The 26,998-nt window shown below is 45.2% G+C and carries 25 protein-coding genes; 15 read left to right on the forward strand and 10 right to left on the reverse strand.

The features are described 5' to 3' along the window. The first annotated feature begins 22 nt into the window (after nucleotides 1–22). The 9 genes from NI461_RS05560 to galE all read left to right on the forward strand — a co-directional run bounded on the left by NI461_RS05560 (nucleotide 23) and on the right by galE (nucleotide 10,054). Nucleotides 23–745 carry a glycosyltransferase gene (locus tag NI461_RS05560; protein ID WP_253156759.1) on the forward strand — a complete coding sequence of 241 codons (723 nt, stop codon included), beginning with the start codon at nucleotides 23–25 and terminating at the stop codon, nucleotides 743–745. A 2-nt stretch (nucleotides 746–747) separates the two neighbouring features. Further along, on the forward strand, nucleotides 748–1,353 hold the full coding sequence (locus NI461_RS05565) for a sugar transferase (RefSeq protein WP_253156760.1): 606 nt from the start codon (nucleotides 748–750) through the stop codon (nucleotides 1,351–1,353). Beyond that, nucleotides 1,343–2,011, forward strand: a complete 669-nt coding sequence (locus tag NI461_RS05570; RefSeq protein ID WP_253156762.1) for an acetyltransferase — start codon at nucleotides 1,343–1,345, stop codon at nucleotides 2,009–2,011. The genes NI461_RS05565 and NI461_RS05570 overlap by 11 nt, the downstream gene beginning before the upstream one ends. Nucleotides 2,012–2,042: 31 nt before the next feature. After that, complete coding sequence (locus tag NI461_RS05575; protein WP_253156764.1) at nucleotides 2,043–3,212, forward strand: DegT/DnrJ/EryC1/StrS aminotransferase family protein; 1,170 nt, start codon at nucleotides 2,043–2,045, stop codon at nucleotides 3,210–3,212. A gap of 128 nt (nucleotides 3,213–3,340) precedes the next feature. Next, nucleotides 3,341–5,215 (forward strand): nucleoside-diphosphate sugar epimerase/dehydratase, encoded by a 1,875-nt coding sequence (locus NI461_RS05580; protein WP_174660469.1) that lies wholly within the window; start codon nucleotides 3,341–3,343, stop codon nucleotides 5,213–5,215. A 24-nt stretch (nucleotides 5,216–5,239) separates the two neighbouring features. Continuing rightward, the gene (gene galU / locus NI461_RS05585) at nucleotides 5,240–6,115 is read left to right on the forward strand and encodes a UTP--glucose-1-phosphate uridylyltransferase GalU (protein WP_253151448.1); all 876 of its coding nucleotides are present in this window, start codon (nucleotides 5,240–5,242) and stop codon (nucleotides 6,113–6,115) included. Nucleotides 6,116–6,127: 12 nt separating this feature from the next. Beyond that, the gene (locus NI461_RS05590) at nucleotides 6,128–7,381 is read left to right on the forward strand and encodes a nucleotide sugar dehydrogenase (protein ID WP_253151459.1); all 1,254 of its coding nucleotides are present in this window, start codon (nucleotides 6,128–6,130) and stop codon (nucleotides 7,379–7,381) included. Next, on the forward strand, nucleotides 7,381–9,045 hold the full coding sequence (pgi, locus tag NI461_RS05595) for a glucose-6-phosphate isomerase (protein WP_253151461.1): 1,665 nt from the start codon (nucleotides 7,381–7,383) through the stop codon (nucleotides 9,043–9,045). The genes NI461_RS05590 and pgi overlap by 1 nt, the downstream gene beginning before the upstream one ends. Further along, nucleotides 9,038–10,054 (forward strand): UDP-glucose 4-epimerase GalE, encoded by a 1,017-nt coding sequence (gene galE / locus NI461_RS05600; RefSeq protein WP_253151463.1) that lies wholly within the window; start codon nucleotides 9,038–9,040, stop codon nucleotides 10,052–10,054. Before pgi ends, galE begins: the two co-directional genes overlap by 8 nt. Nucleotides 10,055–10,102: 48 nt before the next feature. On the opposite strand, the gene NI461_RS05605 is transcribed toward galE, so the two are convergent. The 5 genes from NI461_RS05605 to NI461_RS05625 all read right to left on the reverse strand — a co-directional run bounded on the left by NI461_RS05605 (nucleotide 10,103) and on the right by NI461_RS05625 (nucleotide 15,510). Further along, nucleotides 10,103–11,473, reverse strand: coding sequence for a phosphomannomutase CpsG (locus NI461_RS05605; RefSeq protein WP_151204941.1), 1,371 nt, complete (start codon nucleotides 11,471–11,473; stop codon nucleotides 10,103–10,105). A 344-nt stretch (nucleotides 11,474–11,817) separates the two neighbouring features. Then, the gene (locus NI461_RS05610) at nucleotides 11,818–12,681 is read right to left on the reverse strand and encodes a metal-dependent hydrolase (protein ID WP_151204940.1); all 864 of its coding nucleotides are present in this window, start codon (nucleotides 12,679–12,681) and stop codon (nucleotides 11,818–11,820) included. Nucleotides 12,682–12,696: 15 nt separating this feature from the next. Next, nucleotides 12,697–13,935: an NADH:flavin oxidoreductase/NADH oxidase family protein gene (locus NI461_RS05615; protein WP_253156766.1), complete on the reverse strand. Its 1,239-nt coding sequence runs from the start codon at nucleotides 13,933–13,935 to the stop codon at nucleotides 12,697–12,699. A gap of 28 nt (nucleotides 13,936–13,963) precedes the next feature. After that, a complete protein-coding gene (locus NI461_RS05620; protein WP_253156768.1) occupies nucleotides 13,964–14,710 on the reverse strand; it encodes an acetoacetate decarboxylase family protein in 747 nt (248 codons plus the stop codon). Beyond that, on the reverse strand, nucleotides 14,707–15,510 hold the full coding sequence (locus NI461_RS05625; protein ID WP_253156771.1) for an SDR family oxidoreductase: 804 nt from the start codon (nucleotides 15,508–15,510) through the stop codon (nucleotides 14,707–14,709). The genes NI461_RS05620 and NI461_RS05625 overlap by 4 nt, the downstream gene beginning before the upstream one ends. A gap of 114 nt (nucleotides 15,511–15,624) precedes the next feature. On the opposite strand from NI461_RS05625, the gene NI461_RS05630 reads away from it, so the two are divergent. Beyond that, on the forward strand, nucleotides 15,625–16,683 hold the full coding sequence (locus NI461_RS05630; RefSeq protein ID WP_253156773.1) for an AraC family transcriptional regulator: 1,059 nt from the start codon (nucleotides 15,625–15,627) through the stop codon (nucleotides 16,681–16,683). Nucleotides 16,684–17,079: 396 nt separating this feature from the next. Here NI461_RS05630 and NI461_RS05635 read toward each other — a convergent pair whose 3' ends face one another. The 4 genes from NI461_RS05635 to NI461_RS05650 form a co-directional block, all read right to left on the reverse strand. Continuing rightward, nucleotides 17,080–17,934, reverse strand: a complete 855-nt coding sequence (locus NI461_RS05635; protein ID WP_253156774.1) for a copper resistance protein B — start codon at nucleotides 17,932–17,934, stop codon at nucleotides 17,080–17,082. After that, nucleotides 17,921–19,693, reverse strand: a complete 1,773-nt coding sequence (locus NI461_RS05640) for a copper resistance system multicopper oxidase (RefSeq protein WP_253156777.1) — start codon at nucleotides 19,691–19,693, stop codon at nucleotides 17,921–17,923. Before NI461_RS05640 ends, NI461_RS05635 begins: the two co-directional genes overlap by 14 nt. A gap of 41 nt (nucleotides 19,694–19,734) precedes the next feature. Continuing rightward, the gene (locus NI461_RS05645) at nucleotides 19,735–20,142 is read right to left on the reverse strand and encodes a hypothetical protein (RefSeq protein WP_253156779.1); all 408 of its coding nucleotides are present in this window, start codon (nucleotides 20,140–20,142) and stop codon (nucleotides 19,735–19,737) included. Between the two features lie 122 nt (nucleotides 20,143–20,264). Continuing rightward, entirely contained in the window at nucleotides 20,265–20,465 is a 201-nt protein-coding gene (locus tag NI461_RS05650) for a DUF3565 domain-containing protein (RefSeq protein WP_174660456.1), read from the reverse strand. Between the two features lie 129 nt (nucleotides 20,466–20,594). Here NI461_RS05650 and gshB point away from each other — a divergent pair, with 129 nt between their 5' ends. Then, complete coding sequence (gshB, locus tag NI461_RS05655) at nucleotides 20,595–21,545, forward strand: glutathione synthase (protein ID WP_253156781.1); 951 nt, start codon at nucleotides 20,595–20,597, stop codon at nucleotides 21,543–21,545. Between the two features lie 216 nt (nucleotides 21,546–21,761). Here gshB and NI461_RS05660 read toward each other — a convergent pair whose 3' ends face one another. Next, a complete protein-coding gene (locus tag NI461_RS05660) occupies nucleotides 21,762–21,917 on the reverse strand; it encodes a hypothetical protein (RefSeq protein ID WP_253156783.1) in 156 nt (51 codons plus the stop codon). A 638-nt stretch (nucleotides 21,918–22,555) separates the two neighbouring features. On the opposite strand from NI461_RS05660, the gene murG reads away from it, so the two are divergent. The 4 genes from murG to NI461_RS05680 are packed head-to-tail and all read left to right on the forward strand — an operon-like array spanning nucleotide 22,556 to nucleotide 26,942. After that, nucleotides 22,556–23,653: an undecaprenyldiphospho-muramoylpentapeptide beta-N-acetylglucosaminyltransferase gene (gene murG, locus NI461_RS05665; RefSeq protein ID WP_151206908.1), complete on the forward strand. Its 1,098-nt coding sequence runs from the start codon at nucleotides 22,556–22,558 to the stop codon at nucleotides 23,651–23,653. Nucleotides 23,654–23,665: 12 nt separating this feature from the next. Beyond that, entirely contained in the window at nucleotides 23,666–25,114 is a 1,449-nt protein-coding gene (murC, locus tag NI461_RS05670; protein WP_151206907.1) for a UDP-N-acetylmuramate--L-alanine ligase, read from the forward strand. A 58-nt stretch (nucleotides 25,115–25,172) separates the two neighbouring features. Continuing rightward, nucleotides 25,173–26,102 (forward strand): D-alanine--D-alanine ligase, encoded by a 930-nt coding sequence (locus NI461_RS05675; RefSeq protein WP_151206906.1) that lies wholly within the window; start codon nucleotides 25,173–25,175, stop codon nucleotides 26,100–26,102. A gap of 3 nt (nucleotides 26,103–26,105) precedes the next feature. Next, complete coding sequence (locus NI461_RS05680) at nucleotides 26,106–26,942, forward strand: cell division protein FtsQ/DivIB (RefSeq protein ID WP_151206905.1); 837 nt, start codon at nucleotides 26,106–26,108, stop codon at nucleotides 26,940–26,942. Nucleotides 26,943–26,998: the final 56 nt, after the last annotated feature.

A 26,998-nucleotide genomic window follows, 5' to 3' on the forward strand; every position in this document is an offset into this window, starting at 1 on the left:
GGACTAGAGTTGTGGGTTTTGTGTGGTAACTCAACTGATGGCTCTAGTCCTTCTGTTTTTCAAGTCCATTTCTTATCCGCGATTCGGGTTACTTAAGTCTGATAAGGCTGTTTTATTAGGTTCTGGGTCGTTTAATGGCGTTGATACAGATAAATTTTATCCTATTGAATATGAGCAAAAAAAAATACTAAGAAAAAAATGGAATATTCCAGAAAATGATTTTGTTATATGTACTATTGGAAGAATTTGCAAAGATAAAGGAATTATTGAGCTTAAAAATATCATTGAAAAAAATAAATTTACTAATAGTAAATTTATTTTAGTTGGTCGTATCGAAGATGAGCTTTCTAGACGCACTATTGATGATTTGAAAAAAGACTCTAATTTTTCTTATTTTGAATATACATTAGATATTCATGAAATATTTCAATTATCAGACTTGCATTTATTTTTGTCTCATCGTGAAGGTTTCGGTAATGTAGCTATTGAAGCTGCTGCCTGTGGTACTCCAACATTTGCTTATAATATTGTAGGAGTTAAAGATAGTGTGAAAGAAGGCATTTCGGGTAAGCATTTTAAATTTAAAGAAACTGAAGAAATTCTTTATGCAATTGAAAACTTGAAAAACTCTAATATAAAACCTTATCCAGAATGTGCTTCTTGGGCTAAAGAGAAATTCCAACAGGAAAAAGTATGGGATAATTATTTAAAATTTTATTTAAGTCTTATTAATAAAAGGCAGTAATCATGATTAAACGTATCCTAGATATAATTATTGCTTCAATTGCTTTAATTATATTATCTCCCCTATATTTTTATGTTGCCTATAAAGTAAGAAAAAACCTAGGTTCACCTGTTATATTTCGCCAAGTACGTCCAGGTTTGAATGGTAAACCATTTGAAATGATTAAATTTAGAACTATGACAGATGAGCGTGATGAGAAGGGTACTTTATTGCCGAATGAGCAACGCTTACCGAAATTTGGAAAAATGTTACGTGCTACCAGTCTGGATGAAATGCCAGAACTATGGAACGTGATTAAAGGTGATATGAGTATTGTGGGTCCACGCCCGCTACTGATGGACTACTTGCCTTTATATAATGAAGAACAGGCCAAACGTCATAAAGTACGTCCCGGCATGACCGGTTATGCACAAGTCAATGGACGAAACTCTATTAGCTGGGAAGAAAAATTCAAATTGGATACTTGGTATGTAGAAAACCAGTCAATCTGGTTAGATTTTAAAATCATGTTTCAAACAGTAAAAAAAGTATTGGTTAAAGAAGGGATTAATCAATCTGAAGAGGTGACTATGACGCGCTTCCTAGGTAATAAAAAAGATGGGCAGTAATTTAAAAAGTTTATATGCAATTTATGGTGCAAGCGGTTTTGGTCGAGGAATCATGCCACTTGCACGTGAAAAGTTGATCACTGAGAATATTCAAAATTACGAGCTTGTATTTATTGATGATGGTGAAAATAAACAGGTTGTCAATGGACATCAGGTTTATAGTTTTGAAGAATTTCTTAGATTAGATGCTACTGATAAATATGTGGCTATTGCGATTGCCAATAGTCATGTTCGTGAGAAACTTGTTCAAAAAATTGATCTATATCACTTGAAGCATTGGTCGGTCATCGCGTCTACTATGATTGCCATGGATGAAGTACAAATAGGTGAAGGTGCAATTTTATGTAATTACGTACATTTTACTTCAAATATTAAAGTTGGAAAATTTTTCCACGCTAACTACTTTAGTTATGTAGCCCATGATTGCATCATTGGCGATTACGTCACCTTTGCTCCCGGGGTGAAATGCAATGGTAATATCCATATCGAAGACCATGCCTATATTGGTACAGGTGCCGTGATCAAACAGGGTACACCTGACAAACCTGTGGTGATTGGCAAGGGTGCCGTAGTCGGTATGGGCGCTGTCGTCACCAAAAGCGTACCACCGGGCGTCACGGTGATCGGTAATCCGGCACGAATTCTAGAGAAAAAATAAGCTTTTCAATTTTAAAAATTCAGGACACATCATGTTAAATACTGTATTTGAACCATGGCCAAGTTTTACTCAGGAAGAAGCGGATGCAGTTTCCCAGGTTTTATTGTCGAATAAGGTCAACTACTGGACCGGACAGGAATGCCGTGAGTTTGAAAAAGAATTTGCCCGGTTCGCAGAAACCCGGTATGCAGTGGCATTGGCCAATGGAACCGTGGCACTCGATGTTGCTTTAAAAGCCTTAGGGATTGGCGCAGGGGATGATGTCATTGTCACCTCACGCACCTTTCTGGCCTCGGCCAGTTCCATTGTGACCGCGGGAGCAAATCCAATTTTTGCTGATGTTGAGCTGGATTCACAGAATATTTCTGCTGAAACCATCCAAGCAGTACTGACCCCAAATACCAAAGCGATTATTTGTGTGCATCTGGCAGGCTGGATGTGTGATATGGATCCGATCATGCAGCTGGCTTCCGATAAAGGCCTGTATGTGATTGAAGACTGTGCACAGGCACATGGGGCGAAATATAAAGGCAAGTCGGCCGGTTCCATCGGTCATATCGCAGCTTGGTCGTTTTGTCAGGACAAGATCATGACCACAGGGGGGGAAGGCGGTATGGTCACCACCAATGATGAAGAGCTGTGGAAAAAAATGTGGTCCTATAAAGACCATGGCAAGAACTTTGACAGTATTTATAATAAACAACATCCGCCGGGTTTCCGCTGGCTACATGACTCCTTTGGTACCAACTGGCGCATGATGGAAATGCAGGCGGTGATCGGTCGTATCCAGTTGAAAAAGATGCCGGAATGGACGCGCAAACGTACTGAAAATGCTAAAAGAATCTTGGCTTGTTTTGAAGATAGCCCTTATTTTACAGTACATACACCGGATGCTGACTATACGCATGCTTGGTATAAATGCTATGTGCAGGTCAATACAGAGGCTTTACCCGCAGACTGGTCACGTGACCGGATTATGGCAGAAATTAATGCTCTAGATGTACCATGTTTTAGTGGATCTTGCTCAGAAGTGTATTTGGAGCGTGCATTTGATGGCACAGCATGGCGTCCTCAGGAGCGTCTCAAGAATGCCCAACAACTGGGTGAAACCAGCTTAATGTTTTTAGTTCATCCGACCTTAACAGAAAATAATATTCAGGCATCTGAGCACAGCATTCGTCAGGTGATTAGTCGTATATAACTTTTTAACAGCTTAAATATATAAAATGTGCAATCAACAGTGCATTTTATATATTTGTTTAGCTTTTAGCCTGCTTTTTAGCTAAGAGTTGCTTAAAACTTATAAATAAATTTGAGAAGACATCTCACGTGAAATCAATCATCCTACCTTTAGTCGAATCTCCTCGTACTGCCAAAAAGATCTTCCTGGTAGCACTTGATTTTTGTATTTTCCCTGTGCTGATCTGGCTATGTTATGCCATTCGCCAGTTCGATCTGGGCGCAGAAGTGGTTCCCAATATCCCTTTTGGTGCGCTTTGGGTAAGTGCAATTGCTGTCGTGGCCCTCTTGGTGAGCGGAAGCTACCAGTTTATTGTTCGTACGTTTAATGAATTTTTTATTGTTAAACTCGGGCTGGCGACCATTCTGACCGTAACAGGCTTGTATTTACTGGCTTATAGCACCCATGCTTTTATTCCAACATCCATCCCCCTGATGTTTGGCTTTATGATGTTTGCCTGGGTCTGGTTGAGTCGCGGGGTAATTCGCCTGATTGTCCGTTCCTATTTACAGTCCGGTATACCCAAAAAAAGAATTGCGATTTATGGCGCAGGGGATGCCGGGCAGCAAGTGGCAGCCACCTTGTACCGTTCCGATGAGCATTTACCGGTATTTTTTATAGATGATAATCTTTCTTTAAGTGGGCAGAATATTGGCGGAATACCCGTCTATACGCCCCAGGTTGCGCTCAAATGTCTGGCTAAACTGGGTATTGATGAAATTCTGGTTGCCCTGCCTTCGGTTGGGCGTAGCCGTAAAAGTGAAATTATCAAGTTTCTGGAACCGGCTCATTTAAAAATTACAGAAATTCCCGGGCTAACCAAGCTGGTCAATGGTGAAATTCGCGTTTCTGATATTCAGGAAATCGATATTATTGATTTGTTAGGCCGTGATCCGGTACCTCCTGTGGCCGAGTTACTGGAAAAAAATATTAAGCATAAAGTCGTGATGGTCACCGGTGCTGGTGGATCGATCGGTTCAGAACTCTGCCGCCAGATTATCAAAAATCAGCCTGCCAAAATTGTGATTTATGAACTGACTGAATTCGCCCTCTATAGTATTGAAAAAGAGTTACGCCTCACCGCCAGCTGTGAAATTATTCCAATTTTGGGTTCAGTCTTAGAAGAAGCCAAACTGGAACGCGTCATCGAGCAGTATCAGGTACAAACGGTTTATCATGCCGCTGCCTATAAACATGTGCCACTGGTTGAGTGTAATCCACTGGCGGGCTTAAAAAATAACGCCGTTGGAACTGCCTTTAGTGTGAATGCTGCGGTGAAGAAAGGCGTTGAAACCTTTGTGTTAATTTCAACCGATAAAGCCGTACGTCCCACCAACGTGATGGGGGCGACCAAGCGGATGGCCGAGCTATATTGTCAGGCCATGGCGGAAGCTCAGGATCAGACCCAGATCAGTATTGTCCGTTTTGGTAATGTGCTGGGGTCTTCGGGCTCAGTGGTGCCGTTATTTAAACAGCAGATTTCCAAAGGTGGCCCGATTACGGTCACTCATCCCGATGTCACCCGTTTCTTTATGACCATTCCCGAAGCCTCTCAACTGGTGATTCAGGCCGGTGCGCTGGGGCAGGGCGGAGATGTCTTCCTGCTGGATATGGGCGAGCCGGTACGGATTCAGGATCTGGCCCGTCAGATGATTGCTCTCAGTGGCCTGAAAGTGCGAGAAGCTGGCAGTCAGGCGGGCGATATTGAAATCCAGTACTCGGGTTTACGTCCTGGCGAAAAACTTTACGAAGAATTACTCATTGATGCAGATAATACCGAAGTGACACAACACAGCCGGATTTTACGTTCTTATGAAAAAATGTATCCTCTGGATGAATTATTGCAGGTTTTTGAGCGCTTTAATGCGTTAACTGCAGTGCAATCGGATATTGATTGGGCATTAAGCCAGCTGGAGCACTATGTTGATGGTTATCAACGTGGTAAAGAAGTGAAAGTGAATTAAAATATTGAGGTCAGGTTATTCCATATGATTAAGAAGGCGATTTTACCTGTTGCAGGTTTAGGTACCCGTTTTTTACCGGCCAGTAAATCAATTCCAAAAGAAATGGTCACGGTGGTTGACCGTCCTGCAATTGAATATGTGGTGAAAGAAGCGATTGCTGCCGGGATTGAACAGATTATTTTAGTCACTCATAGTTCCAAAGCATCGATTGAAAATTATTTTGACCGTAATTTTGAACTTGAAACCACCCTGGCGCAAAAACAGAAAACCGATTTGCTGAAGGAAATTACTGAAATTTTGCCGGCGGGCGTGAGTGTGACGAGTGTACGTCAGCCACAGCCCTTAGGTCTGGGCCATGCGGTCCTGTGTGCCAAAGCCGTGATTGGCGAGGATGATTTCGCGGTATTGCTGCCTGATGTACTGGTCAAAGATCAGCAGCAACACAATGACCTGTCCCGTATGATCCAGCATTATGAGCAGTCACAGGCTGCCCAGATTATGGTCGAGGCTGTGCCTGAGCATCTGGTCGATCAGTACGGCATTGTGGATGTCGCGCATTCGCCAGCAGAAGGCGAAAGCATCGTGATGCAGGGGATTGTAGAAAAACCGGCCATCGGAACGGCTCCCTCTAATCTGTCAGTGGTTGGCCGTTATATTCTGCCGGCAAAAATCATGCAGCTGCTGGAGCAGACTCCCAAAGGTGCAGGCAATGAAATCCAGCTGACCGATGCGATTGCCCTGTTACAGCAAACTGATCCGGTTGAAGCTTATCGTATGCAAGGCCAGACTTTTGACTGCGGGAGCAAGCTGGGTTATCTCAAGGCGGTTTTACACTATGGGGTTGATCATCCTCAACTTGGAGCTGAGTTTAAGGCACTGATTCAGGAACTGGCACAATAACAAAGGAAGATTATGAAGGTCGCAATATTAGGAAGAACCCTGTTTTCAGGGGTATTTGCTGCTCTTTTGTCTGAATGCGGTCATCAGGTGGTGTGGTGTAATAGCTTTACGGCCGATGAGCCGCCGCCGAATTTTCAGGATGAGTCCTTAAATTTTCTGCTCCAAAAGCAGGAGCAATCCCGGTTTTTAAATTATTGTGACTTTCAGCACCTGGATTTTAATCAGGATGTGTTTTTTCTGAGTTTTAATCCGACTGAAGAAACACTGGCCCTCCAGGTGGTCGATACCTTAAGCCATGCCTGTTTGGCGCATCCGAAACTGATGATTAATGCATCTACCTTGGGCTTACAAGGCACACAGCGTTTTCAGCACTCTCTTCCCAATGATGATTGGGTTTATCTACCTGATATTATTCAGGAAGGTAATGCTGTGCAGAGTTTTGTACAGGCTAGCCAACTGATTGTAGGCTGTGACCGTCAAGAAGTGCAGCTCAAAATTAAAGAACTGCTCAGACCTCTATTTCCGCGTGCCCAGCAATACCTGTTTATGCCGATTCTCGATGCAGAATTTACCAAGCTCAGTATTTCCGGCATGCTGGCGACCCGCATCAGTTATATGAATGATCTGGCCCGGGTTGCCGAAAAACTAGGCATTGATATTGAGCAGGTCCGTCAGGGCATGACCGCAGATAGCCGGATTGGGGCTGCCTACCTGTTCCCGGGCGTGGGCTTTGGCGGTGAAAACTTTTCTCATGATATCCGCACGCTCACCCATGCTGTAGCAGACTCGGGAGTGAAGAGCCAGTTGCTGGGGCAGGTCTGGGAAATTAATGAGCAGCAGAAGGAGTTTTTATTTCGCAAGCTGTGGAATTATTTCCGGGGAGATTTACAAGGGAAAGTGATTGCGATCTGGGGGGGGGCCTTTAAGGAAAATACCCCGAGTATCCAGCAGTCTCCGGTGCATGCCATGCTGGAAGCCTTATGGGCACAGGGAGTGACGGTGCAACTGCATGATCCTCAAGCCTTGGCCAATATCCAGTCTCGATATGGTACACGAGATGACCTGATTTTATGTGAGGATCAATATCAGGCCGCTGAAGGAGCACATGCCCTGTGTTTGCTGACTGCCTGGAAACAATACAGCAGTCCGGACTATTTGCACTTAAGTAAACTGATGCAACATCCCCTGATTCTGGATGGACGTAATCTCTATGATCCTGCTTATAGCAAGGCGCGTGGTTTTAATTATATCGGGGTGGGACGCTAATGTTAGATCAGCTGAAAAATCCTCAAACAGAAGACCTGTATAAAAAACTTTATGCAGTTAAAAATGAAATTGAATCGCTACATTTAAGACAGCTGTTTGAAGCAGATCCGACACGCTTTAAGCAATATTCCCTGCAGTTTGAACAGGTCATTTTTGACTATAGTAAACACCGGATCAATCCGCAGGTAATGCAGCACCTGATTCAATGGGCAGAAGCCAACCATCTGCGCTCCTGGATTGGAGACTTATTTTCAACCCAGAGCATCAATTATACTGAACAGCGTGCTGCTATGCATTGGGCTTTACGCCTGCCCAAAGACGATTCGCGACATGCCGAGCAGGCCGCAGAAGTGCATGAGCAACTGGACCGCATGTATATGCTGGTCGAGCAGATTCATGCAGGACAGCGCCGGGGTGCCACGGGTGAAGTCATTCAGGATGTGGTGAATATTGGCGTCGGTGGATCAGACCTGGGACCGTTAATGGTGACGCATGCCCTGTCCGACTTTAAATATCCGTCTGCCCGGCCGCTAAATGTACATTTCGTTTCGACCATGGATGGCAGTCAGTTATCGGACCTGCTGCATCAGCTGCGTCCAGAAACCACCCTGTTTATTATCTCTTCCAAGTCTTTTGGAACGATTGATACCTTATCTAATGCCCAGACGGTGCGTTTATGGCTGGAAAAGGCACTGGGACAGCATCCTTATATTTTGAAGCATCATTTTATCGGGGTATCTACCAAGCCTGAAAAAATGACCGCATGGGGGATTGCAGCAGAGAACCAGCTACTGTTATGGGATTGGGTCGGTGGACGTTATTCTCTCTGGTCCTGTATCGGTTTGCCTATTGCCTTAAGCATCGGGGTCGAGGGTTTTAAACAGCTGCTTGCCGGTGCTTATGCAGTGGACCAGCATTTTCAGTATCAGCCCCTGGAACAGAATATTCCGGTGCTGATGGGACTATTGGGGGCCTGGAATACCAATTTTCTGAATATTCAGACCCATGCGATTCTGCCTTATGACGGACGCTTAAAATATTTTGCCTCTTATTTACAGCAGCTGGAAATGGAATCGAATGGGAAATCGATTCAACGCAACGGCGACAAGGTGCAACTGGATACCTGCCCGATTATTTGGGGCGAAGTCGGACCGAATGCCCAGCACGCATTTTATCAGTTACTGCATCAGGGAACCCAAGCGGTCAGCTGTGACTTTATTGCACCCATTCAGCGTTATAACAGCCAGCAGTTTACCTATGCGGATAATGCAGAGTCCTTAATTGAACAGCATCATCTGGCGCTGTCTAACTGTCTGGCCCAGTCGCGCTTATTGGCCTTTGGCAATGATGCTCTGGATCAGACCGAGCTACAAAATCTGCCAAGCTACAAGCAGTATGAAGGCAACCAGCCTAGCAGCACCCTCTTATTACAGGAACTTAATCCTTATAGTCTGGGGATGTTGATTGCATTGTACGAACATAAAGTCTTTGTGCAGTCGGTGCTCTGGAATATTAATCCATTTGACCAGTGGGGCGTTGAAAAAGGCAAGGAGATTGCCAATCAGCTCCTGCCGATCCTGAATGGGGAGCAGACGGGTTTGAAGGGTCTAGATGGTTCGACTCAAGGTTTAATTCAGATTTTATTAGGAAAGCAGCATGGCTAATATTTTAGTGACGGGTGGGGCGGGTTATATCGGCTCACATACCTGCGTAGAGTTATTGACTGCCGGACATGAAGTGATTGTGCTGGATAATTTATCCAATAGTTCTGCTGAATCTTTAAGACGTGTACAGCAGTTGACACAAAAAAACCTGACATTTGTTGAAGGCGATATTCGGGATAGCCAGTTACTCGATCGGCTGTTTCAGGACAATCCGGTCGATGCAGTAATTCATTTTGCTGGTTTAAAGGCGGTAGGCGAGAGCCAGCAAATTCCACTGGCCTATTTCGATAACAATATTGCCGGATCCATCAGCCTGGTGCAGGCCATGCAGCGCGCCGGTGTATTTAAGCTGGTGTTTAGTTCATCAGCCACCGTCTATGATGAAGCGAATAGTTCTCCTTTAAATGAACAGATGCCTACCGGTATGCCCAGCAATAACTATGGTTATACCAAGCTGATAGTCGAACAACTATTACAAAAAGCCGCAATTGCAGATACGCGCTGGTCGATTGCCTTGCTGCGTTATTTTAACCCGGTGGGTGCCCATAAAAGCGGGCAGATCGGTGAAGATCCTCAAGGAATCCCCAATAATCTGATGCCGTATGTGACGCAGGTGGCGGTCGGGCGTCGGGACAAACTGTCTATTTTCGGTCATGATTATGACACTATTGATGGAACAGGGGTGCGCGACTATATTCATGTGGTAGATTTGGCCAATGCGCATTTATGCGCATTAAACAACCGTTTGAATGCACAGGGTTGCCGTGCCTGGAATATTGGTACAGGTAACGGAATTTCTGTTCTTCAGGTCAAAAATACTTTTGAACAGGTCAACGGGGTCAATATTGCATTTGAATTGGTCGGGCGTCGGGAAGGTGATGTCGCGATTTCATTTGCTGACAATACCCGTGCTGTACAGGAATTGGGCTGGACACCGCAATACACTCTGGAGGATATGCTCGCAGATAGCTGGAACTGGCAAAAGCAGAATCCAGAAGGCTACCGGTAAAAGCTGGAGCTTGAATAAAAAATGGGAGTCATAAAGCTCCCATTTTTTTTAACCCTGAATCAGCTGGGTTAGTTCATCAATATAACTTTGCATCGGGCGTGGATTTTGATCACGGCGACTTTCAATATTTAAACGCAATAACGGTTCAGTATTGGATGCCCGGACATTAAAACGCCAGGTACCAAAATTTAGACTGACTCCGTCGGTTTGATCAATTTCAGGTTTTTGCTCAGCATAATGTTCAAAGATTTTTTGGATCGTGGCTTGGGTATCTTCGACTTTAAAGTTGATTTCTCCGCTGCATGGGAATTTGGCGATCATCTCTTCTACCAGGGAAGAAAGCGATTTTCCGGTTTCCGAGACAACGCTGATGGCGAGCAACCAGGGAATCATGCCACTATCACAGTAGGCAAAATCACGGAAATAGTGATGGGCACTCATCTCACCGCCATAGACTGCATTGTGTTCGCGCATCACATCCTTAATAAAAGCATGGCCTGATTTAGACTGGATCGCAGTTCCTTGATACTGGTCGACCACATCGAAGGTATTCCAGACCAGACGGGGGTCATGCACAATTTTTTCACCCGCCTGTTTGAGCAAAAAGGCCTGTGCCAGTAAACCGACAATATAATAGCCTTCAATAAACTGGCCTTTTTCATCAAAGAGGAAGCAACGGTCAAAATCCCCATCCCAGGCAATCCCCATATCTGCCGCATGGGCTATGACTGCATCACGGGTACTGGCACGATTTTCCACCAGAATCGGATTGGGAATACCATTGGGAAAGTTGCCATCGGCTTCATGATGGATCTTGATAAATTCAACAGGAATATTGAGCGCTTTAAACTTGATTTCAAGGGCATCAATCACATGGCCTGCAGCCCCATTGCCGGCATTGACCACCAGCTTCATCGGACGGAGACTGGCCGGATCAATATAAGTCATCAGGTGATCGATAAATTCAGGCAGAATATTGTATGTCTGAACCGTGCCCTTGGTCGCAGTTTCAATAAACTGGTTGCTCTCGGCCAGCGCTTGAATGTCTTTTAGGCCGGTATCTGCACTGATTGGACGAGCATTTTCACGTACCAGTTTCATGCCGTTATAGTCCATCGGATTATGACTGGCGGTGATTTCAATCCCACCCTGTACATCCAGATGGAACGCGCCAAAGTAGACTTCTTCCGTGCCGGTCATCCCCAGATCCAGCACATTGACCCCTGCATCATTTAAGCCACGGATGGTCGCCTGTTTTAAGTCTTCGCTGCTTAAGCGGATATCGCAACCTACCACCATTGTGTCAGGTTGATAAATCTGTCCATAGGCACGGCCAATTTTATAGGCGATTTCGGTATTCAGTTCAGTCCCTAATTTGCCGCGAATATCATAGGCTTTGAAACAGGTCAGTTTAGTCATTTCTATATTCTCCATGGAAAGAAAAAGGCCAGTTTCTTGTACGAGAATAATAAATTTTCATACTGGGCCATCTTGGTCGCATTGATATTTATAGTTCCATAATAAGAGAAGAAAAAATAAAGTTTCATACTCAGACAAGAAATCAATAGTTAAATTCTTCGAAGAGCGTTCATTCTATCTCTATTTTTTCTGGAAGTTCACCATGCTGAGCTAATTTTAAAGAATAAGAAGTGAGATTGCTTTGATTGACCACCGAATCAATACTCATCCAAGTCATACAATAGCTTGAGTTGATCCGTATAAACCTTAAGAAAAAGAGCCTTCTTAAGGCTCTCACTGGCTGACTAGCTTCCCATTTTTTTCAAAAAGTTCAAAGCCTGCTGTGTATTCCCTTCGTTCAAGGGGGAGTGCTTGGGATTAAAATAGCGCATACCTGCTTTCAATAACATCTGGGCTTTCGGTACACGGTCTTGACGTGCAGCCCGTAAATAATCGCGGATTTTAAATGGTTGAGGAAATTCAGTATCTTTCTCCATAATTTGATAAATACCCAGGATGGCGAGTATCGAAAAAAGTGGAAATATAAAAACGGCTGAAGCTGTTCGCAATGTAATGCTATTGTTCATAGATCTAAACATGGCATCAGCAACTTCGCGGTGTTCGACTTCCTCTGCACCATGCCATTGCAATAACCTAAACAATTCAATTTCTATCGCAGATTTTTCAAGGGTTTCCGCATTTAATACCCAATGACCCAACACACCCGTTATATGTTCAGCGGCTGCAACCATCCCTAAACGGGTTTTTAACCAGTGTTTTTTTAATTTTTCATTTTTAAGTTTGATCCCCAAGGGATTAGAACCGATCATGTCATCAAAAATCCAGTCGAGCAGTTTCAGATAATCCTGTAAATGCTGTTCAACGATGTGCAACTGGCGATTGACCAAGGTATGACCGTAGCTATGGCTGGCTTCTTGTTTGATAAAGGCAATGGCTGCTTGTTTGAGTTTTTCATCTTGAATATAAGGCAAAGCCTCACGAAAAGTCTGACAGAACCAACGCTCAGGTGCAGGTGTGATGGGATGAATGACATTCAATATATTGGATGCAATCGGGTCATCCTTGATCCAGTGTAAAGAGCTTTTGGAGAAATCAAAGACTGGACGTCTGGGAATAATGGTATGCGTTTCGCTAATCAGACTTTTCATGGTGAAGTCCTTTTATTATTTTTGCGTAAGGATATTCAGTCCCATTTGAGGACCAAAGCGTAGGAATGTTGGAATCAAACCCTTACTGCCTTTGGGGTTTAAACCCTGGCTGATCCGCTTAAATTGCATCGCATGCCAGGCCAGCTGTAAATAAGCATCGACAGGTTTATAACCAATAGAGGGTACACTGGTTTGAGCTTGTACCGATTTACCTGCCAGCACCTGTTTTGCCAAATCCGGTTGCATTGCAAAAGGGCGTGCCATACCGATCAAATCAACGGTATTTTCGGCAATCAGTTGCTGCATGGTACTGTTTTGACGGATTCCACCCGTAAGCATCAATGCAAGCTGACTTTGCTGCCTTAATGCTTTTGCATAATCAATAAAATAAGCATCTCTTTGTGCCTGACGGTCCGCTGCATAACCCAATTGTGCCGGCGATTCATAATTCCCGCCTGAAATTTCGAGAAGATCAATGCCTTCTGCTTCCAGAGCTAACGCAATTTCTAAAGATTCCTGTTGGCTTAATCCACCTTTTTGAAAATCTGCGGAATTCAGTTTGACACTTAAAATCCTGTCAGCACCAATTTCCTTACGAACGGCTCGTACAGTTTCAATCAGGATACGACGACGATTTTCAGCAGTGCCGCCCCATTGATCGGTCCGTTTATTTGCCAAGGGGGATAAAAATTGCGAAATCAGATAGCCATGCGCCGCATGGACTTGCACACCGTCAAAGCCTGCTTGTATTGCCAATTTTGCAGTTTTAGCAAAGCGTTGAATCTGTTCTAAAATTTCAGCTTCGCTCATGGCTTTTGGAATACGGATAATATTCATTGCAGGCAGGTCTAAACCTACAGCTGATGGGGCAACAGGACGTTTCAGCAAAGGTAACACCGCAACACGCCCGGGATGGTTAATCTGCATGATGATTTTGCCACCATTGGCATGTACTGCTTTTACCCATAAGCGATATGACTGTAAATGTTGATCATTTTCAAGAATGACATTACGTGGCTCAACCAGACCTCGATGGTCAATCATGACATTGCCGGTGACCAACAGACCTGTACCGCCTCTTGCCCATACTGCATAAAGTTGCTGTAAATCGGTAGTCGGTACCCCAAAACGATCAGCCAATTGCTCACTCATGCCTGCTTTTGCAATACGGTTTGGAATACTGATCCCACATGCCAGTTTTAACGGTTGGGCCAGAACATTAACTTCTACATTTTCTTTTGCATGCTGATTCATAAAATTCATCTGTTTATAGTCGTTTTTTTCAAAGAATACGTGGGTTAAATTGTCGTAGTAAAAACAGCGGTGTTCTTAAGCGTGGCAGCTGGATTGGTGGAATGAAACCACCCGATAAGTCCACCCGGTGCAAGCGTGCCTCAACCACATTTCCCAATCCCATATCATGCAATGGGTCATTCTCATTGCCATTGAATTGGAGCTGCATTTGGACTTGGCGGACTTCAATAGGATGTTCGATGGGAGTAAAACGGATTTCTTTGGGAATGCCTAAGCCTAAACCGCCTGAAATATTGCGATGTGGTAAACCTAAAATGGGCGGGGCATGAGCTAATACAGCGCCCAACTCCGCCTTCATTTCAATTAAAGTAGAGCCTCGGCGTGTCGCTTTGGTGACGATATGTGTACCCGTATTGTGCCAGTCGATTTCACCGATTTTTTTCGGGTAGCCTAACAGTTCACGGCCAATAATCATCGCTCTGTCATCGTCCAAAATCATCCACGGACAGAAAATGCCGTATTTTTTACCGACTTTGATATGCACAAATAAACCGGCTTCGTGATAGGCACCTGTATACACATTGTCAGGAAAATAAGCGCAGAATAAATCGGCACGATAGGGTTTTGCCAAAGTCATGCCAGAGGGTAACCATTTCGCCATTTTCTTCGGATCGACTTCAACCACTGCAGTCAGATATTGGGCATTGTGGTAAATTTTCTTGCCTAAACGGGCCAATGCCAAAGGCGTTTTTATATCCTGAATAAACTGCTTCATGATTTTAATCTCGAAAAAACATGTTTGAGAATCGGCAATAAGATCACGCGGGGGGTATAACGCCCGCCAACAGTTTGGACTTGAGCCAGTAAGCCCGGAATCACAATACGTTTATTACAGCGCATGCCCTCAATGGCCTGTTTTGCCACGCGTTCAGCACTGACCCACACCAGTTGACCACCAACCCCCTCAATTTTGCTGATGCCTGCTGTTTCGGTAAATTCTGTACGGGTCGGACCCGGGGCAAGTAAAGTACAACTAACACCGGTGCCTTTTAGCTCACTATGTAATGATTCAGCAAATGAGTTTGCAAAGGCTTTGGTTGCTGCATAAGTTGCGTTGGCCGGTGTAGGTTGATGTCCAGAGGTTGATCCCACAATTAAGATTGCACCTGATTTACGTGCAATCATTTGAGGGAGTACAGCGATGGTTAAATCATGGACGGTGACGGCATTGACTTCTACTTCTTCTGCTTCACGTTCAGGATCGAGTTCCTGTAATGCACCAAAGGTCGCAAAGCCTGCGTTATTACATAAAACTGAAACCTGAATAGTAGTTAAAAACGCCTTCAACTTACTTCTTGCCTGACGATCAGCCAGGTCACAGGGATATAAATCGACTTCGACGGCGTGTTTTTGTTTCAGGCTGTGGGCCAGTTGTTCAAGCTTGTCAACGCGACGAGCCACCAGAAGCAATGAATAACCCATTTTTGCAAATTGTTTGGCCAGCTCCTCACCAATCCCTGATGAAGCACCGGTAATCACCACTCTAAAATCTGAATTTGCTTTTGGCAGTGCCATAAGAATATCTCTTCAAAATAATAGATAGAGTATTCATCGAACAGAACTTGAGCGTGAGATGGACTTGAGCCATACTACTGATCAATTTGGGACAAAAAAATTAAAAGCAAAAAGATGAAAGATCCTTTTCTTCTAAATAGTGCCAGTATTCCAGTTTCCTATGCTGTTATTTTGCTTGAAATCATGGCGAAAAAAGGGATAGACAGTACCGACCTGCTCAGAAAAAGTAGAATTCCACACCAAGCTTTACTACAGGATAGAATTACCCCGAGACAATGGTCACGATTGGTTTGGGAAAGCTTGCAACTCACTGATCATGATGGGCTTGGTTATGAATATGGGGTAGCACTTCGGTTGACAGCTCATGGTCCTATGGGATTTGCCCTGATGAGTTGTGCGAATTTAAAACAGGCCATTGAACTGGTTTTACAGTTTTTTACGATGCGTTTGCGACATTATCAAATTACTTTTCATGAGAACTCAAATCAGTCTTCTTTAGAAATTACAGAATTACATCCCGTTATGGCGAGTCAGGCGGAGCAAATTTTCATATTAAGACGTTTTTTTTATGAATGCATAATGATTGGGGCTGTACAGGCTGCTAAGTTTCTAACACATGAGGATTATTCAAAAGTAGGTATAGACTTTGACTGGTCTGAACCCAACTATCATGCTAAATACCGGCAGATGCTCCCCACTATTCAATTTAATCAGCCGAATAATATGATTCATTTTGAAACGGAAATGTTATATGTACCAATCTACATGGCCGATCCAATTGCCTATCAGCAAGCATTGCAACAATGTAAAATCGAACAGCAATATTTCGTCATTAAAATCAGTGATATAACTTTGCAAGTAAAGTCTAAACTCATTTTAACGCCAAGAAAAGGTTATCCAAGTTTAGAGGAAATTGCAAAAAGTATGGCGGTTTCAAGTCGTACACTTAAACGAAACTTACACAATGTAGGGACAACCTATTCCAGTCTTTTGGATGAAATTAGATTACACGATGCAAAAGACTTACTGATGAAAAGTGATATGAGTATTCAGCAAATTGCCGAATATTTAGGTTATGAACAACCCACCAATTTTACACGTGCTTTTAAAAAATGGGTGGGGACTTCACCTTCGGAGTTTAGAGAAACTAAGCATTTTTTGATATCTATATGACTGGTATATCTGAAAGCTAGGCAAAAGCGAGTCGAGCCATTTAATCAGACAGTGCTTCATTCTATCTTTTCTATTGTACGTAAGGCATTGAGAGTATTTGAATATGTGCCTTGGACAGCAAGTTTAGGTATTGTTGAATTATATGTATCTATAAAAAATCGCTGGTTATGATTTGATCGTGTTTCTCAAATCTAGAGTGAGGGATTCCAATTGACTCAGCAGTATGATCATGGGCCTAAGTAGGGTCAAAAGTTTTGACAGCCTCCTAAGCGCGCAGCGAATAGCGCTAGGTTCACAGCAATCTAATTTAAAACCTTATTAAAACAAGTAAAAGCTGTGAACTTCGCGGAAATAGTTGTGCTACTTAACTCAGGTTAAATCCTTCATCTGATGGCTTTAGAAGATCATTCTCAGGCCTGCGCCATACCACCAGCCTTGTTCCGAGTCTGTACTCTCCTGCCAGGCTGTTTTGTCATCTCCCTTAGCATACTGATAGGCAATATCTACATAGGGCATGACTTTTTTATTGATTTCATACCGGGTCTCCAGCCCAAGAACCGCGTGACTTAGGCCAGTCTTTTTGGCATTGCGTGCCTGATCCTGCAGCACCACATCCAGTTCGGCATAAGGTTGTATAATCAGCTTCTGGCTGAGTAGCAGATCACGCGTTGTTTCCAGGCTGAGACCGACAAAATCATCTTCGCCAATATACAGATATGCATCGGTTTCAAAAAAATAGGGCGCCAAGCCATGCAAGCCAAAGACAGCATCCAGACGTTCTACCTGCTGGCCTGTAGAAGGAGCAGCCAGATTTTCCTGACGATAGCGTACGCCGGCCTGAGCATCCCAGAAGTCTGAAATATTGCGACTATATAAAGTCTTGACATCATATTCAGCCTGTGCAGACTCGGCCTTGTCCGCATGGAGCTTGAGTACCAGCTTGTTTTCATCAGTCCCGATCCGTAGTTCGTTGTCTGATTTTAATGCGCCATCCCCATCTGAGTTCAGTTGCCATTTCTGGTCCAGTACCAGCCGGCTATAAATCTGCCCACCGTGTTCTTGACGGTGATCATGTGTGCTATCCGAAGCGTTGATCGCCGGCTGCCTTTCGGGTTGCTGCGGTAAGGTGACCAGAGGAGCATGAGCTGTCTGCCCGTGATGATGAGGTTCATTGGCTGCCATGGTGGCGAAACTGGCCAAGCTAAGGGCAGTGCTTAACATAGATCTTAACAAGAGGTTAGTGGTGTGCATGGTTCTCTCCTTGCTCGGCTGCCAGTTTAACTGTGGACTTCGGGGAAGCAGTGGGCGCTGATGCTATAGTGTCATCGACCTGCGCCACAATCAGCTTGTTCATCATCCCGGCACTCATGTGATAGAGCAGATGGCAATGAATTGCCCATTCTCCCAGTTCGTCAGCAGTTAATAAGGTGGTCACCGTTTTTCCTGGCGGTACGACTACCGTATGTTTGTTGGGCATCATTGAGGAAGACTGGCCATTTTCCAGCTGCATAAACATGCCATGTAAATGCATGGGATGCGCCATCATGCTGTCATTGATAAATTTCAGGCGGATCCGTTCACCAAACTTGACCTGCAGTGGTTCAGCCTCATTGAACTTTTTACCATTAATGGTCCAGATATAGCGCTCCATGGTTCCACCCAGACGAATGACCAGTTCACGCTGTGCGGGGCGGGTATCCGCTTGGGGAGTCAGGGCTTTTAAGTCACTATATTGCAAGGCTTTATGCCCAACAGGTGTGGAGGCATTGGCCCAGCCATACACCGGTTGTGATTCTGGGGCAGAAGCCGGAGCATCATGATGTTGGCTGTGTTGGCTGTGTGCATCTGCCGCTGGGCTGGTCTGATCAGCGTTAGCTGCAGTATGTTGCATAGACGAGTGTTCACTGCCTTGCATGTTGCTGTGTTCCTGGCCATGCCCCATATCTTCCATTGTGAGTAAAGCGCGTGGGCGTGAAGCTGGCAGATGCATCGCTGTATTGGCTGGAAATGCAGCATTATGCAGGCTACCAATCGCAAAACCAGAACGGTCAATAGATTCGGCCTCAATCTGGTAATGGGCAGCTGTAGGCTCGACCACCACATCATAAGTCTCTGCCGTGCCGATACGGAATTCATCGACTTCTACTGGCTGCACCGGTTGGCCATCTGCACTGATCACAGTCATTTTCAGATGCGGAATACGCACATCAAAGAAAGACATGGCGGAGGCATTGATAAAACGTAGCCGGACTTTTTCATTCGGTTGGAATTGTCCCGTCCAGTTTTGTTGCGGGGTTTTTCCATTCACCAAAAATGTATAACCCGTGACATCTGAAAGATCGGTTTTTAGCATGCGCATCTGGTTCCACATTTTGCGGTCCGACCAGGTTGCTTTAAGGCCATCACGTTTGACCTGTTTCCAGACATCGCTCAGGGTTTCACGCTGGTTTTGATAATACTCGGCTGATTTTTTCAGATTATTCTGAATTTGCTGGCTGCCCTGTTCATGAAAGTCTGACAGCATGACTACATATTCGCGTTCGTTTTTTTCATGTGCAGGAAGCGCTGTTTGGGCTTTGGGATAAATCACCAGAGCACCATATAAGCCGTCCTGTTCCTGACCTTTGGAATGGGCGTGATACCAGTAAGTACCATGCTGGCGAACCTTAAAGCGGTAGGTAAATTCCTGCTTGGGCTTAATGCCCTGAAAACCGTTAAATCCAGGCACACCATCCATCAGGCCAGGCAAAAGCAGCCCATGCCAGTGAATCGAGCTATCCTGATGTTTCAGGTTGTTTTTGACATGAATCACTGCGTCATCGCCTTCTTCAAACTCAAGCAGTGGCGCAGGAAACTGGCCATTGACACTAATCCGCTGCACGGTTTTACCCGTGAGATTGACCGGACTTTCATCAATCACCAGATGATATTCTTTCACAGCTGCAAATATGGCAGACGGCGACATCAGCGAGATGCCCAGATACAGGTATTGGGAAAATTTAATCAACATAACTTTATCCTTCATTTAATAAAAAATTTAAAAAATCAGGATCAAGCTTTGGGTGGACGTAAAATTTCCTGCCAGTAACCGGCGAGATGCTGGGCGCTATAAATGGGGAGGGCGGTTTTTTCTGCGAACTGGATATTAAAGCTGTGCAGTTCAGGCGGATGCATATTTAAGCCCGTGATCAGGCTTTGACAGGCACTATAGCCACAATCCAGACAGTCCTGGTGCGTGGCGATTCCAGAGTCACAATGGCTCGAGGCAAAGGCCTGCAGTTCATGAGCTGAATCCAGAAACTCATGATTGGCTGCCATTGGCATTGTATGAGTGGTGGTTTTAGCAGGCAAGATCAGGTGCATGGTTTTGGTCGATGCTACAGACACGCCGCTCCAGCCGATGGCAAATACCATCAGCAGCATCAACCAGAGCTGTTTTACAAACCGTGTGCCGAACATTGACCTTATCTTGCTGCATACTGAAGCCATAAAAGCATAAGCATAGTTCTGCAAATTAGCAAATCTGGAATTGCATGATTTTTGTGAGCATGGGCTAGAGAGGGGGGCTTTAGGCTTTTCTCTTAAGTCATTGAGCCGGTTTCCTCACACTTTTTGCAGTCTAAGAGCAGCCCCAGTTTTTCCTGACGGCCCTGCTCGGTCATTACCCAGGGACGGTTTTGCCAGGGGGGATTGTGGCGTACATGCTGCCCATGCCCACATGCCAGTTCTGCCACCCAGTGATGATCTTCATCTAGGTGAAAGCCGATAATTGCCTGCTGCATTGTTACCTTCCTTTTATCCCAAGAACTCTTTGTATTTATACAAAACAAGTCATGCAAAATCACCATAAACAAAAGAATTCACACAGGCTATACTGCTCGCCAAGTCATTTTTAAAAAGAGCATAGACACATGCGCGTACTTGTTGTGATGGACCCCATCGAAAATGTAAACCTGAAAAAAGATTCCACTATGGCGATGCTATGGGCCGCGGCACGTCGTGGGCATGAATTAGGGTATGCATTACAGCAAGATTTATATATCGATCAGGGAAAAGCCTTTGGCCTGATCGCGCCATTACAGGTGTTTGAAGACTATGGGCACTATTATGAGCTGGGCGAAAAACAAAAAGAATCGCTGGCCAGTTATGACGTGGTGTTAATGCGTAAAGACCCGCCATTCGATATGAACTTTGTTTATACCACCTATATTCTGGAGCAGGCAGAACGTGAAGGGGCGTGGATTATCAACAAGCCCCAAAGCTTACGTGACTGTAATGAAAAGTTGTTTGCGACCCAATTTCCAGAACTGCAGGTTCCTACCTTGGTGACTTCACAGCAAAGTCTGATCCGTGATTTCCTGAAGCAGCATGTGGATGTGATTGTAAAACCGCTAGACGGGATGGGGGGCACCGGGATTTTCCGTCTTTATCAGGATGGGATTAATATTGGTTCAACCATTGAAATGCTGACCAATAATGGCACCCAGCCGATTATGGCGCAGCGCTATATTCCGGAAATTGTCGATGGTGATAAACGTATTTTAATGATTAATGGTGAACCGGTGCCGTATTGTCTGGCCCGTATTCCACAAAATGGGGAAGTGCGCGGTAATCTGGCTGCAGGCGGCCGTGGAGAAGCCCGCCCACTTACAGACAATGATAAGGCCATTGCAGCGAAAGTTGGTCCATTTTTACGTGAAAAAGGACTGGTTTTTGTTGGACTGGATGTGATTGGCAATTATGTCACAGAAATTAATGTCACCAGTCCCACCTGTATTCGTGAGATTGATGACCAGTTTGGCACGTCGATTGCGGACGATCTGTTTGCCGTACTTGAAGCCGGTCGGGCCAGTCAGGTTTAAATGCGAATCTAGGAACTTAAAAAGAGCCTGAAATCAGGCTCTTTTTTTTATTGGGCAGACGCTTAACTCACCCCACTAATAGCAGCGTTGTTAATATGCCTAGCAGGGAAAGACTGGCTGAAATTATGGGCCCTGTTAAAATTCAGTGTGTCCGGTGGGCGGATGCGTTTTAAAATAGCGGGTGCGTATACAGCAAGGCTAAGAAATCCGATCCCTTCAATAAGGCAGAAAAATTATAAAGCTGCGGTTGGTTGAATCTGGCGAGAAACCGGCCTGAGTAAAGCTCCGGCCTAAATCCTGTTGAGTGATGGGAATGACTGCAGAGAGGTTGGCTACAATACGGGCGCCAAATAGCCGGCCAAAATAATCCATACATCACGAATTGATAGTGTTGACATCGCTAATGCGTTAATCCATTTAGGGTCTGTTGGCAATTCATTTATGCTCATTCTCTTGGGCGGTGCACCAAGCGATGCTTTGTTTTTGTTCTTGTAACTAAAACTCTCTCAGATTTCGCTATGAAACTTGACCCTAGTCTCTTCATTTCAGGCCTCATCTGTTCAGGTTTAGCTTATCGCGCAATCTATGTATGAACTGCCAACAAACCCTAAGCAATCGAGGAGTGAGTTGAGAAAAACTGATAACGTATGAAGAACATGAAGTATGAACGAAATTTATATTTTTTTAAGCCTTAGCGCAGCAAGTCACTAGGATGACAGAGACAATAAACTGTCCAGAGAAAACCTTGCAGAACCAAGTCATCGTCTCTTTATACCTATAACTCTCTTCGTCAGAAAATAGTTTAAAATGATCATGATACTTCACTGAAGTCTAGGAAAAAGTGCAGACCTGATAATAAAACTAGTTTAAACTTTCAATTCGCATGAAAAAAACAATTAAAGGCGTGTTGAAATAAAGTAAATATCCTTTCAAGGCCTGACGATTGTGATTACAATTGATTGCTTAAAATCAGATTTCCTGTTCCATTTTTAGTATTGAAGAATTAGACCGTGACTGACGCTCAACAAAAACAGCCTAAACATGTCATGATGATGGCCGCAGGTACGGGTGGACATGTGTTTCCAGCGTTAGCCGTTGCAAAAGATTTACAACAACAAGGCATTCAAGTGTCTTGGTTGGCGACTCCGGCAGGCATGGAAAACCGTCTATTAAAAAATCATCACATTCCTATTTATCAAATTGATATTCAAGGGGTACGTGGTAACGGTTTTGTTCGTAAAGCCCTGGCACCTTTTAAAATTTTAAAAGCCACTTTAAGTGCCATGCAGCATATGAAGCGTCTGAAAGTCGATGCAGTCGCTGGCTTTGGCGGCTATGTGGCCGGACCGGGGGGACTGGCGGCACGTCTTCTGGGGATTCCGGTGCTCATTCATGAACAGAATGCGGTCGCTGGCTTTACCAATACTCAATTATCGCGTGTGGCGAAAACTGTATGTCAGGCCTTTCCCGAGACTTTCCCGGCACAATCCAAAGTGGTAACCACAGGCAATCCGGTACGCAAGGAAATTACCGAAATTTTAAATCCGTCCTGGCGTTATCAGGAGCGGGAAAAAGCCGGTCAGCCGCTACGGATTCTGATTGTTGGCGGCTCTTTGGGGGCACAGGCCTTAAATGAGCGGGTACCCGAGGCCCTGAAACAGTTGCAGATGCCTCTAAACATCTATCATCAGTGTGGCCAGAATCAGGCCGAGGCGACCCGGGCACGTTATGCCGATGCACCGGCTCATCTGCAGGTTGACGTCCAGCCTTTTATTGAAGATATGGCCCAGGCCTATAGTGATGCCGACCTGATTATCTGCCGTGCGGGGGCCTTGACGGTAACGGAAATTGCAACTGCCGGTGTGGCGGCGATTTTTGTGCCATTACCAAGTGCCGTTGATGACCATCAAACTGCAAATGCAAAATTCCTGGCCAATCTGAACGCAGCTAAAATCTGTCCGCAGGCCAGTATGACGCCAGAAAGTTTAACAACCTTATTAGAGTCGATGCTGAACCGTCAGTTATTGATGGAGATGGCGGTCAAAGCACGTTGTCAGGCTCAACCCGATGCGACCCAACAAGTGGTCCGTTTCATTCAAGAATTGTAATCCGAGTAAATTATGTCTCCAACCACGCCAGCTGAACAAGCAAAGAAATTAATTAAAGTGCCGGAAATGCGCCGTATCAAACACATACATTTTGTGGGGATTGGCGGTGCAGGCATGTGCGGGATCGCGGAAGTACTCAAAAACCAGGGTTATAAAGTCTCCGGTTCAGATATTAAAGCGTCTAAAACCACCGCTCAGCTGGAAGAAAATGGCATCAAGGTCTATATCGGCCATACAGCGGACAATATCAAGGGTGCCAATGTCATCGTGGTGTCTACAGCGATTGACCAGGAAAACCCGGAAATTAAGGCGGCGATTGAGAATCGTATTCCGGTAGTGCGCCGTGCAGAAATGCTCGGGGAACTGATGCGTTACCGTCATGGGATTGCAGTCGCAGGTACCCATGGCAAAACCACCACCACCAGTCTGATTACCTGCATGCTGGCTGAAGAAAACATGGACCCGACCTATGTGATTGGCGGTCTGCTGAACCGTACGGGGGTCAATGCTGCTTTGGGTGCGAGCCGTTATATCGTGGCAGAAGCAGATGAATCAGATGCCTCTTTCCTGCATCTTGAGCCAATGGCAGCCGTTGTGACCAATATTGATGCCGACCATATGGATACGTATGGGGGCAGTTTCGATGTGCTCAAAGATACCTTTATTCAGTTCCTGCATAAGCTGCCATTTTATGGTCTGGCCGTGGTGTGTGGCGATGATGCCAATATCCGGGAAATCATGCCGCGTATTGCGCGTCCGGTGCTGACTTATGGTTTTAATGAAGATAACGACATTCGTGCAGTCAATGTCAATCAGGACGGGATGCGTACGCATTTTACCGTATTGCGTAAAGACCGTGAACCTTTAGACGTTACCGTCAATCAGCCCGGTCTGCATAATGTCTTGAATGCCTTGGCCGCGATTGGTATTGCAACGGACGAGGGGGTCTCTGATGCTGCAATTTGCCGTGCTTTGGAAGGGTTTAGTGGAGTCGGTCGGCGCTTCCAGGTGCAGGGTGCATTTGAGATCGACGGTGGTGATGTCCAGCTGGTCGATGACTATGGTCACCATCCCAAAGAAGTGGAAGCCACCATTAAAGCTGCACGTCAAAGCCACCCGGACCGCCGTCTGGTCATGATGTTCCAGCCGCACCGTTTTAGCCGTACCCGTGACTGCTTTGATGACTTTGTCGATGTATTGTCACAGGTCGATCAGCTGTTATTACTGGATGTCTATCCTGCCGGAGAAAAGCCGATTGTGGGGGCTGACAGTCGTGCCCTGGCGCGCAGTATCCGTTTACGCGGTGAAGTTGAACCAATTTTAATCGATACGGTTGAGGGGAATCTGAGTCAGGTGATGAACAAGGTCTTGCAAGCAAATGACTTGTTATTAACCCAAGGCGCAGGTAATGTGGGAGCCATCTCGCTCGAACTTGCCCAGAATCATTTATATGTAAAATAATCCGTCTGATGTGGCGAGATTGAATAGATCAGATTGAAAAAAGTTTAAGGATATAAACGTGTCAAATGCTTCAAAATTTGGAAAAGTAGCCGTATTGCTGGGTGGTAAATCTGCAGAGCGTGAGGTTTCTCTAGATAGTGGTACAGCTGTATTTGAGGCACTTGTGCGTTCAGGTGTTAATGCTGAGCGCTTTGATCCGCAGGAACGTAGCATCACAGAGCTGGTCAATTATGATCGTGCTTTTATTGTGCTGCATGGCCGCGGTGGTGAAGATGGTCAGATTCAGGGTGCGCTGGAATGGTTAAATGTGCCTTATACCGGCACAGGGGTGCAGGGTTCTGCCATCGGTATGGACAAGGTCAAGACCAAGCAGGTCTGGCAGGGTTCGGAGCTGCCGACAGCACCTTATCGTATTGTGACCAAAGACTCGAATCCTGAAGAAATTGTGGCAGCTTTGGGTCTGCCGCTGATTATCAAGCCGGTGCATGAAGGCTCCAGTATCGGCATGAGTAAGGTCGAAAAAATTGAAGACTTTAGCGAAGCTATTGTGAAAGCGACTGAGCACGATGCAGTGGTCATGGCAGAAAAATGGATTACAGGACGTGAATTTACCATTGTTTTGCTCAATGGACAGTCTCTGCCAGTCATTCGCCTGCAGCCTCCTAAGGATGTGGCTTTTTACGACTATGAAACCAAATATAACCGCAATGATGTGGAGTATGGCATTCCGTGCGGCTTGACAGAAGCAGAAGAGCAGAACTTGCAGGTGCTGGCACTTCGTGCTTTTCAGGCAGTGGGTGCAAGCGGCTGGGGACGTATTGATGCGATGCAGGATGAACAAGGCAATTTCTGGTTGCTAGAGGTGAATACTGTCCCGGGCATGACCAGCCATTCTCTGGTGCCTAAAGCAGCAGCAGCAGTCGGCTACAGTTTTGATGAGCTCTGTGTCGCGATTCTGGAACAGACTTTAACCGGTGCGGCATACTAGACTATGGCTCAACTTCCTGCATCCATGCGCCGTAAACGTGCTGCGATTACGTCAATTCACGATAAGCCACCAACGCCCAAAGAAAAGCTGACCAACTTCGGAGGCTGGGTATTCTTGTTGGTGGCATTGGTGGTCTTGGCTTGCGGGATTTTTGGGCTGTATAATGTAATGACCCATGCCGAAACTGCTGAACTGAAGGTGGCCGGCACCCGTTCAGCGGCTGAGGAACGCCAGGTCATGCAGCATATTGCACCCTTGATGACCGAAAACTACTTTAGTTCAGATCTGGAGAAAATCCGTGATCAGGCCTTGGAACTATCTTGGGTCGATCGGGTGGTGGTCTCACGTGCCTGGCCGGATGCCATTCGGGTACGGGTCATGCCGCATCATGCGATTGCGCGCTGGGGTACCGGACGTCTGCTGAGTGACAGTGGTATCATTTTCTCGGAAGTCACGCCAAAAAATTATTCTGAGTTACCGTTGCTGCATGGGCCCTCTACACATGCCAATACCATGATGCGCCGTTATAATGAAATTAATCAGTTATTCTTACCCCAGGGTATTCGTCTAAAAGAACTCTACTTAACCGAACGAATGACCTGGTTTATGCAATTTGATTCCGGCTTGCGCGTCATTGTTGACAAAGACCAGACCATGAGTAAGCTGCAACGTTTGAGCCAGTTGGCTCAGAGTGATTTAAAGCCGGTGTGGTCCAGAATTTCTGCCATCGACCTGCGCTATCGTAATGGATTGGCTATTCAGTGGAAAAATTCGTCACCTCCTAAAATTGTAAATGGTGACTTTATTGTAACCATTAATGACACGGGCGTTGAGAATTAGGTCACACTAAAGCCATAATGATCGGTTTTAAAAATTAGAGGCCTTAAAGCCATAAA

This window comes from Acinetobacter sp. S4400-12, from assembly GCF_024129495.1.
In the GTDB taxonomy this organism is placed as follows: domain Bacteria; phylum Pseudomonadota; class Gammaproteobacteria; order Pseudomonadales; family Moraxellaceae; genus Acinetobacter; species Acinetobacter lwoffii_C.

Coding starts and splice junctions, on each gene's coding strand:
- NI461_RS05565 (WP_253156760.1), top strand. CDS start 748: ATGATTAAACGTATCCTAGATATAATTATTGCTTCAATTGCTTTAATT.
- NI461_RS05570 (WP_253156762.1), top strand. CDS start 1,343: ATGGGCAGTAATTTAAAAAGTTTATATGCAATTTATGGTGCAAGCGGT.
- NI461_RS05575 (WP_253156764.1), top strand. CDS start 2,043: ATGTTAAATACTGTATTTGAACCATGGCCAAGTTTTACTCAGGAAGAA.
- galU (WP_253151448.1), top strand. CDS start 5,240: ATGATTAAGAAGGCGATTTTACCTGTTGCAGGTTTAGGTACCCGTTTT.
- NI461_RS05590 (WP_253151459.1), top strand. CDS start 6,128: ATGAAGGTCGCAATATTAGGAAGAACCCTGTTTTCAGGGGTATTTGCT.
- pgi (WP_253151461.1), top strand. CDS start 7,381: ATGTTAGATCAGCTGAAAAATCCTCAAACAGAAGACCTGTATAAAAAA.
- galE (WP_253151463.1), top strand. CDS start 9,038: ATGGCTAATATTTTAGTGACGGGTGGGGCGGGTTATATCGGCTCACAT.
- NI461_RS05605 (WP_151204941.1), bottom strand. CDS start 11,473: ATGACTAAACTGACCTGTTTCAAAGCCTATGATATTCGCGGCAAATTA.
- NI461_RS05610 (WP_151204940.1), bottom strand. CDS start 12,681: ATGAAAAGTCTGATTAGCGAAACGCATACCATTATTCCCAGACGTCCA.
- NI461_RS05615 (WP_253156766.1), bottom strand. CDS start 13,935: ATGAATCAGCATGCAAAAGAAAATGTAGAAGTTAATGTTCTGGCCCAA.
- NI461_RS05620 (WP_253156768.1), bottom strand. CDS start 14,710: ATGAAGCAGTTTATTCAGGATATAAAAACGCCTTTGGCATTGGCCCGT.
- NI461_RS05625 (WP_253156771.1), bottom strand. CDS start 15,510: ATGGCACTGCCAAAAGCAAATTCAGATTTTAGAGTGGTGATTACCGGT.
- NI461_RS05630 (WP_253156773.1), top strand. CDS start 15,625: ATGAAAGATCCTTTTCTTCTAAATAGTGCCAGTATTCCAGTTTCCTAT.
- NI461_RS05635 (WP_253156774.1), bottom strand. CDS start 17,934: ATGCACACCACTAACCTCTTGTTAAGATCTATGTTAAGCACTGCCCTT.
- NI461_RS05640 (WP_253156777.1), bottom strand. CDS start 19,693: ATGTTGATTAAATTTTCCCAATACCTGTATCTGGGCATCTCGCTGATG.
- NI461_RS05645 (WP_253156779.1), bottom strand. CDS start 20,142: ATGTTCGGCACACGGTTTGTAAAACAGCTCTGGTTGATGCTGCTGATG.
- NI461_RS05650 (WP_174660456.1), bottom strand. CDS start 20,465: ATGCAGCAGGCAATTATCGGCTTTCACCTAGATGAAGATCATCACTGG.
- gshB (WP_253156781.1), top strand. CDS start 20,595: ATGCGCGTACTTGTTGTGATGGACCCCATCGAAAATGTAAACCTGAAA.
- NI461_RS05660 (WP_253156783.1), bottom strand. CDS start 21,917: ATGGATTATTTTGGCCGGCTATTTGGCGCCCGTATTGTAGCCAACCTC.
- murC (WP_151206907.1), top strand. CDS start 23,666: ATGTCTCCAACCACGCCAGCTGAACAAGCAAAGAAATTAATTAAAGTG.
- NI461_RS05680 (WP_151206905.1), top strand. CDS start 26,106: ATGGCTCAACTTCCTGCATCCATGCGCCGTAAACGTGCTGCGATTACG.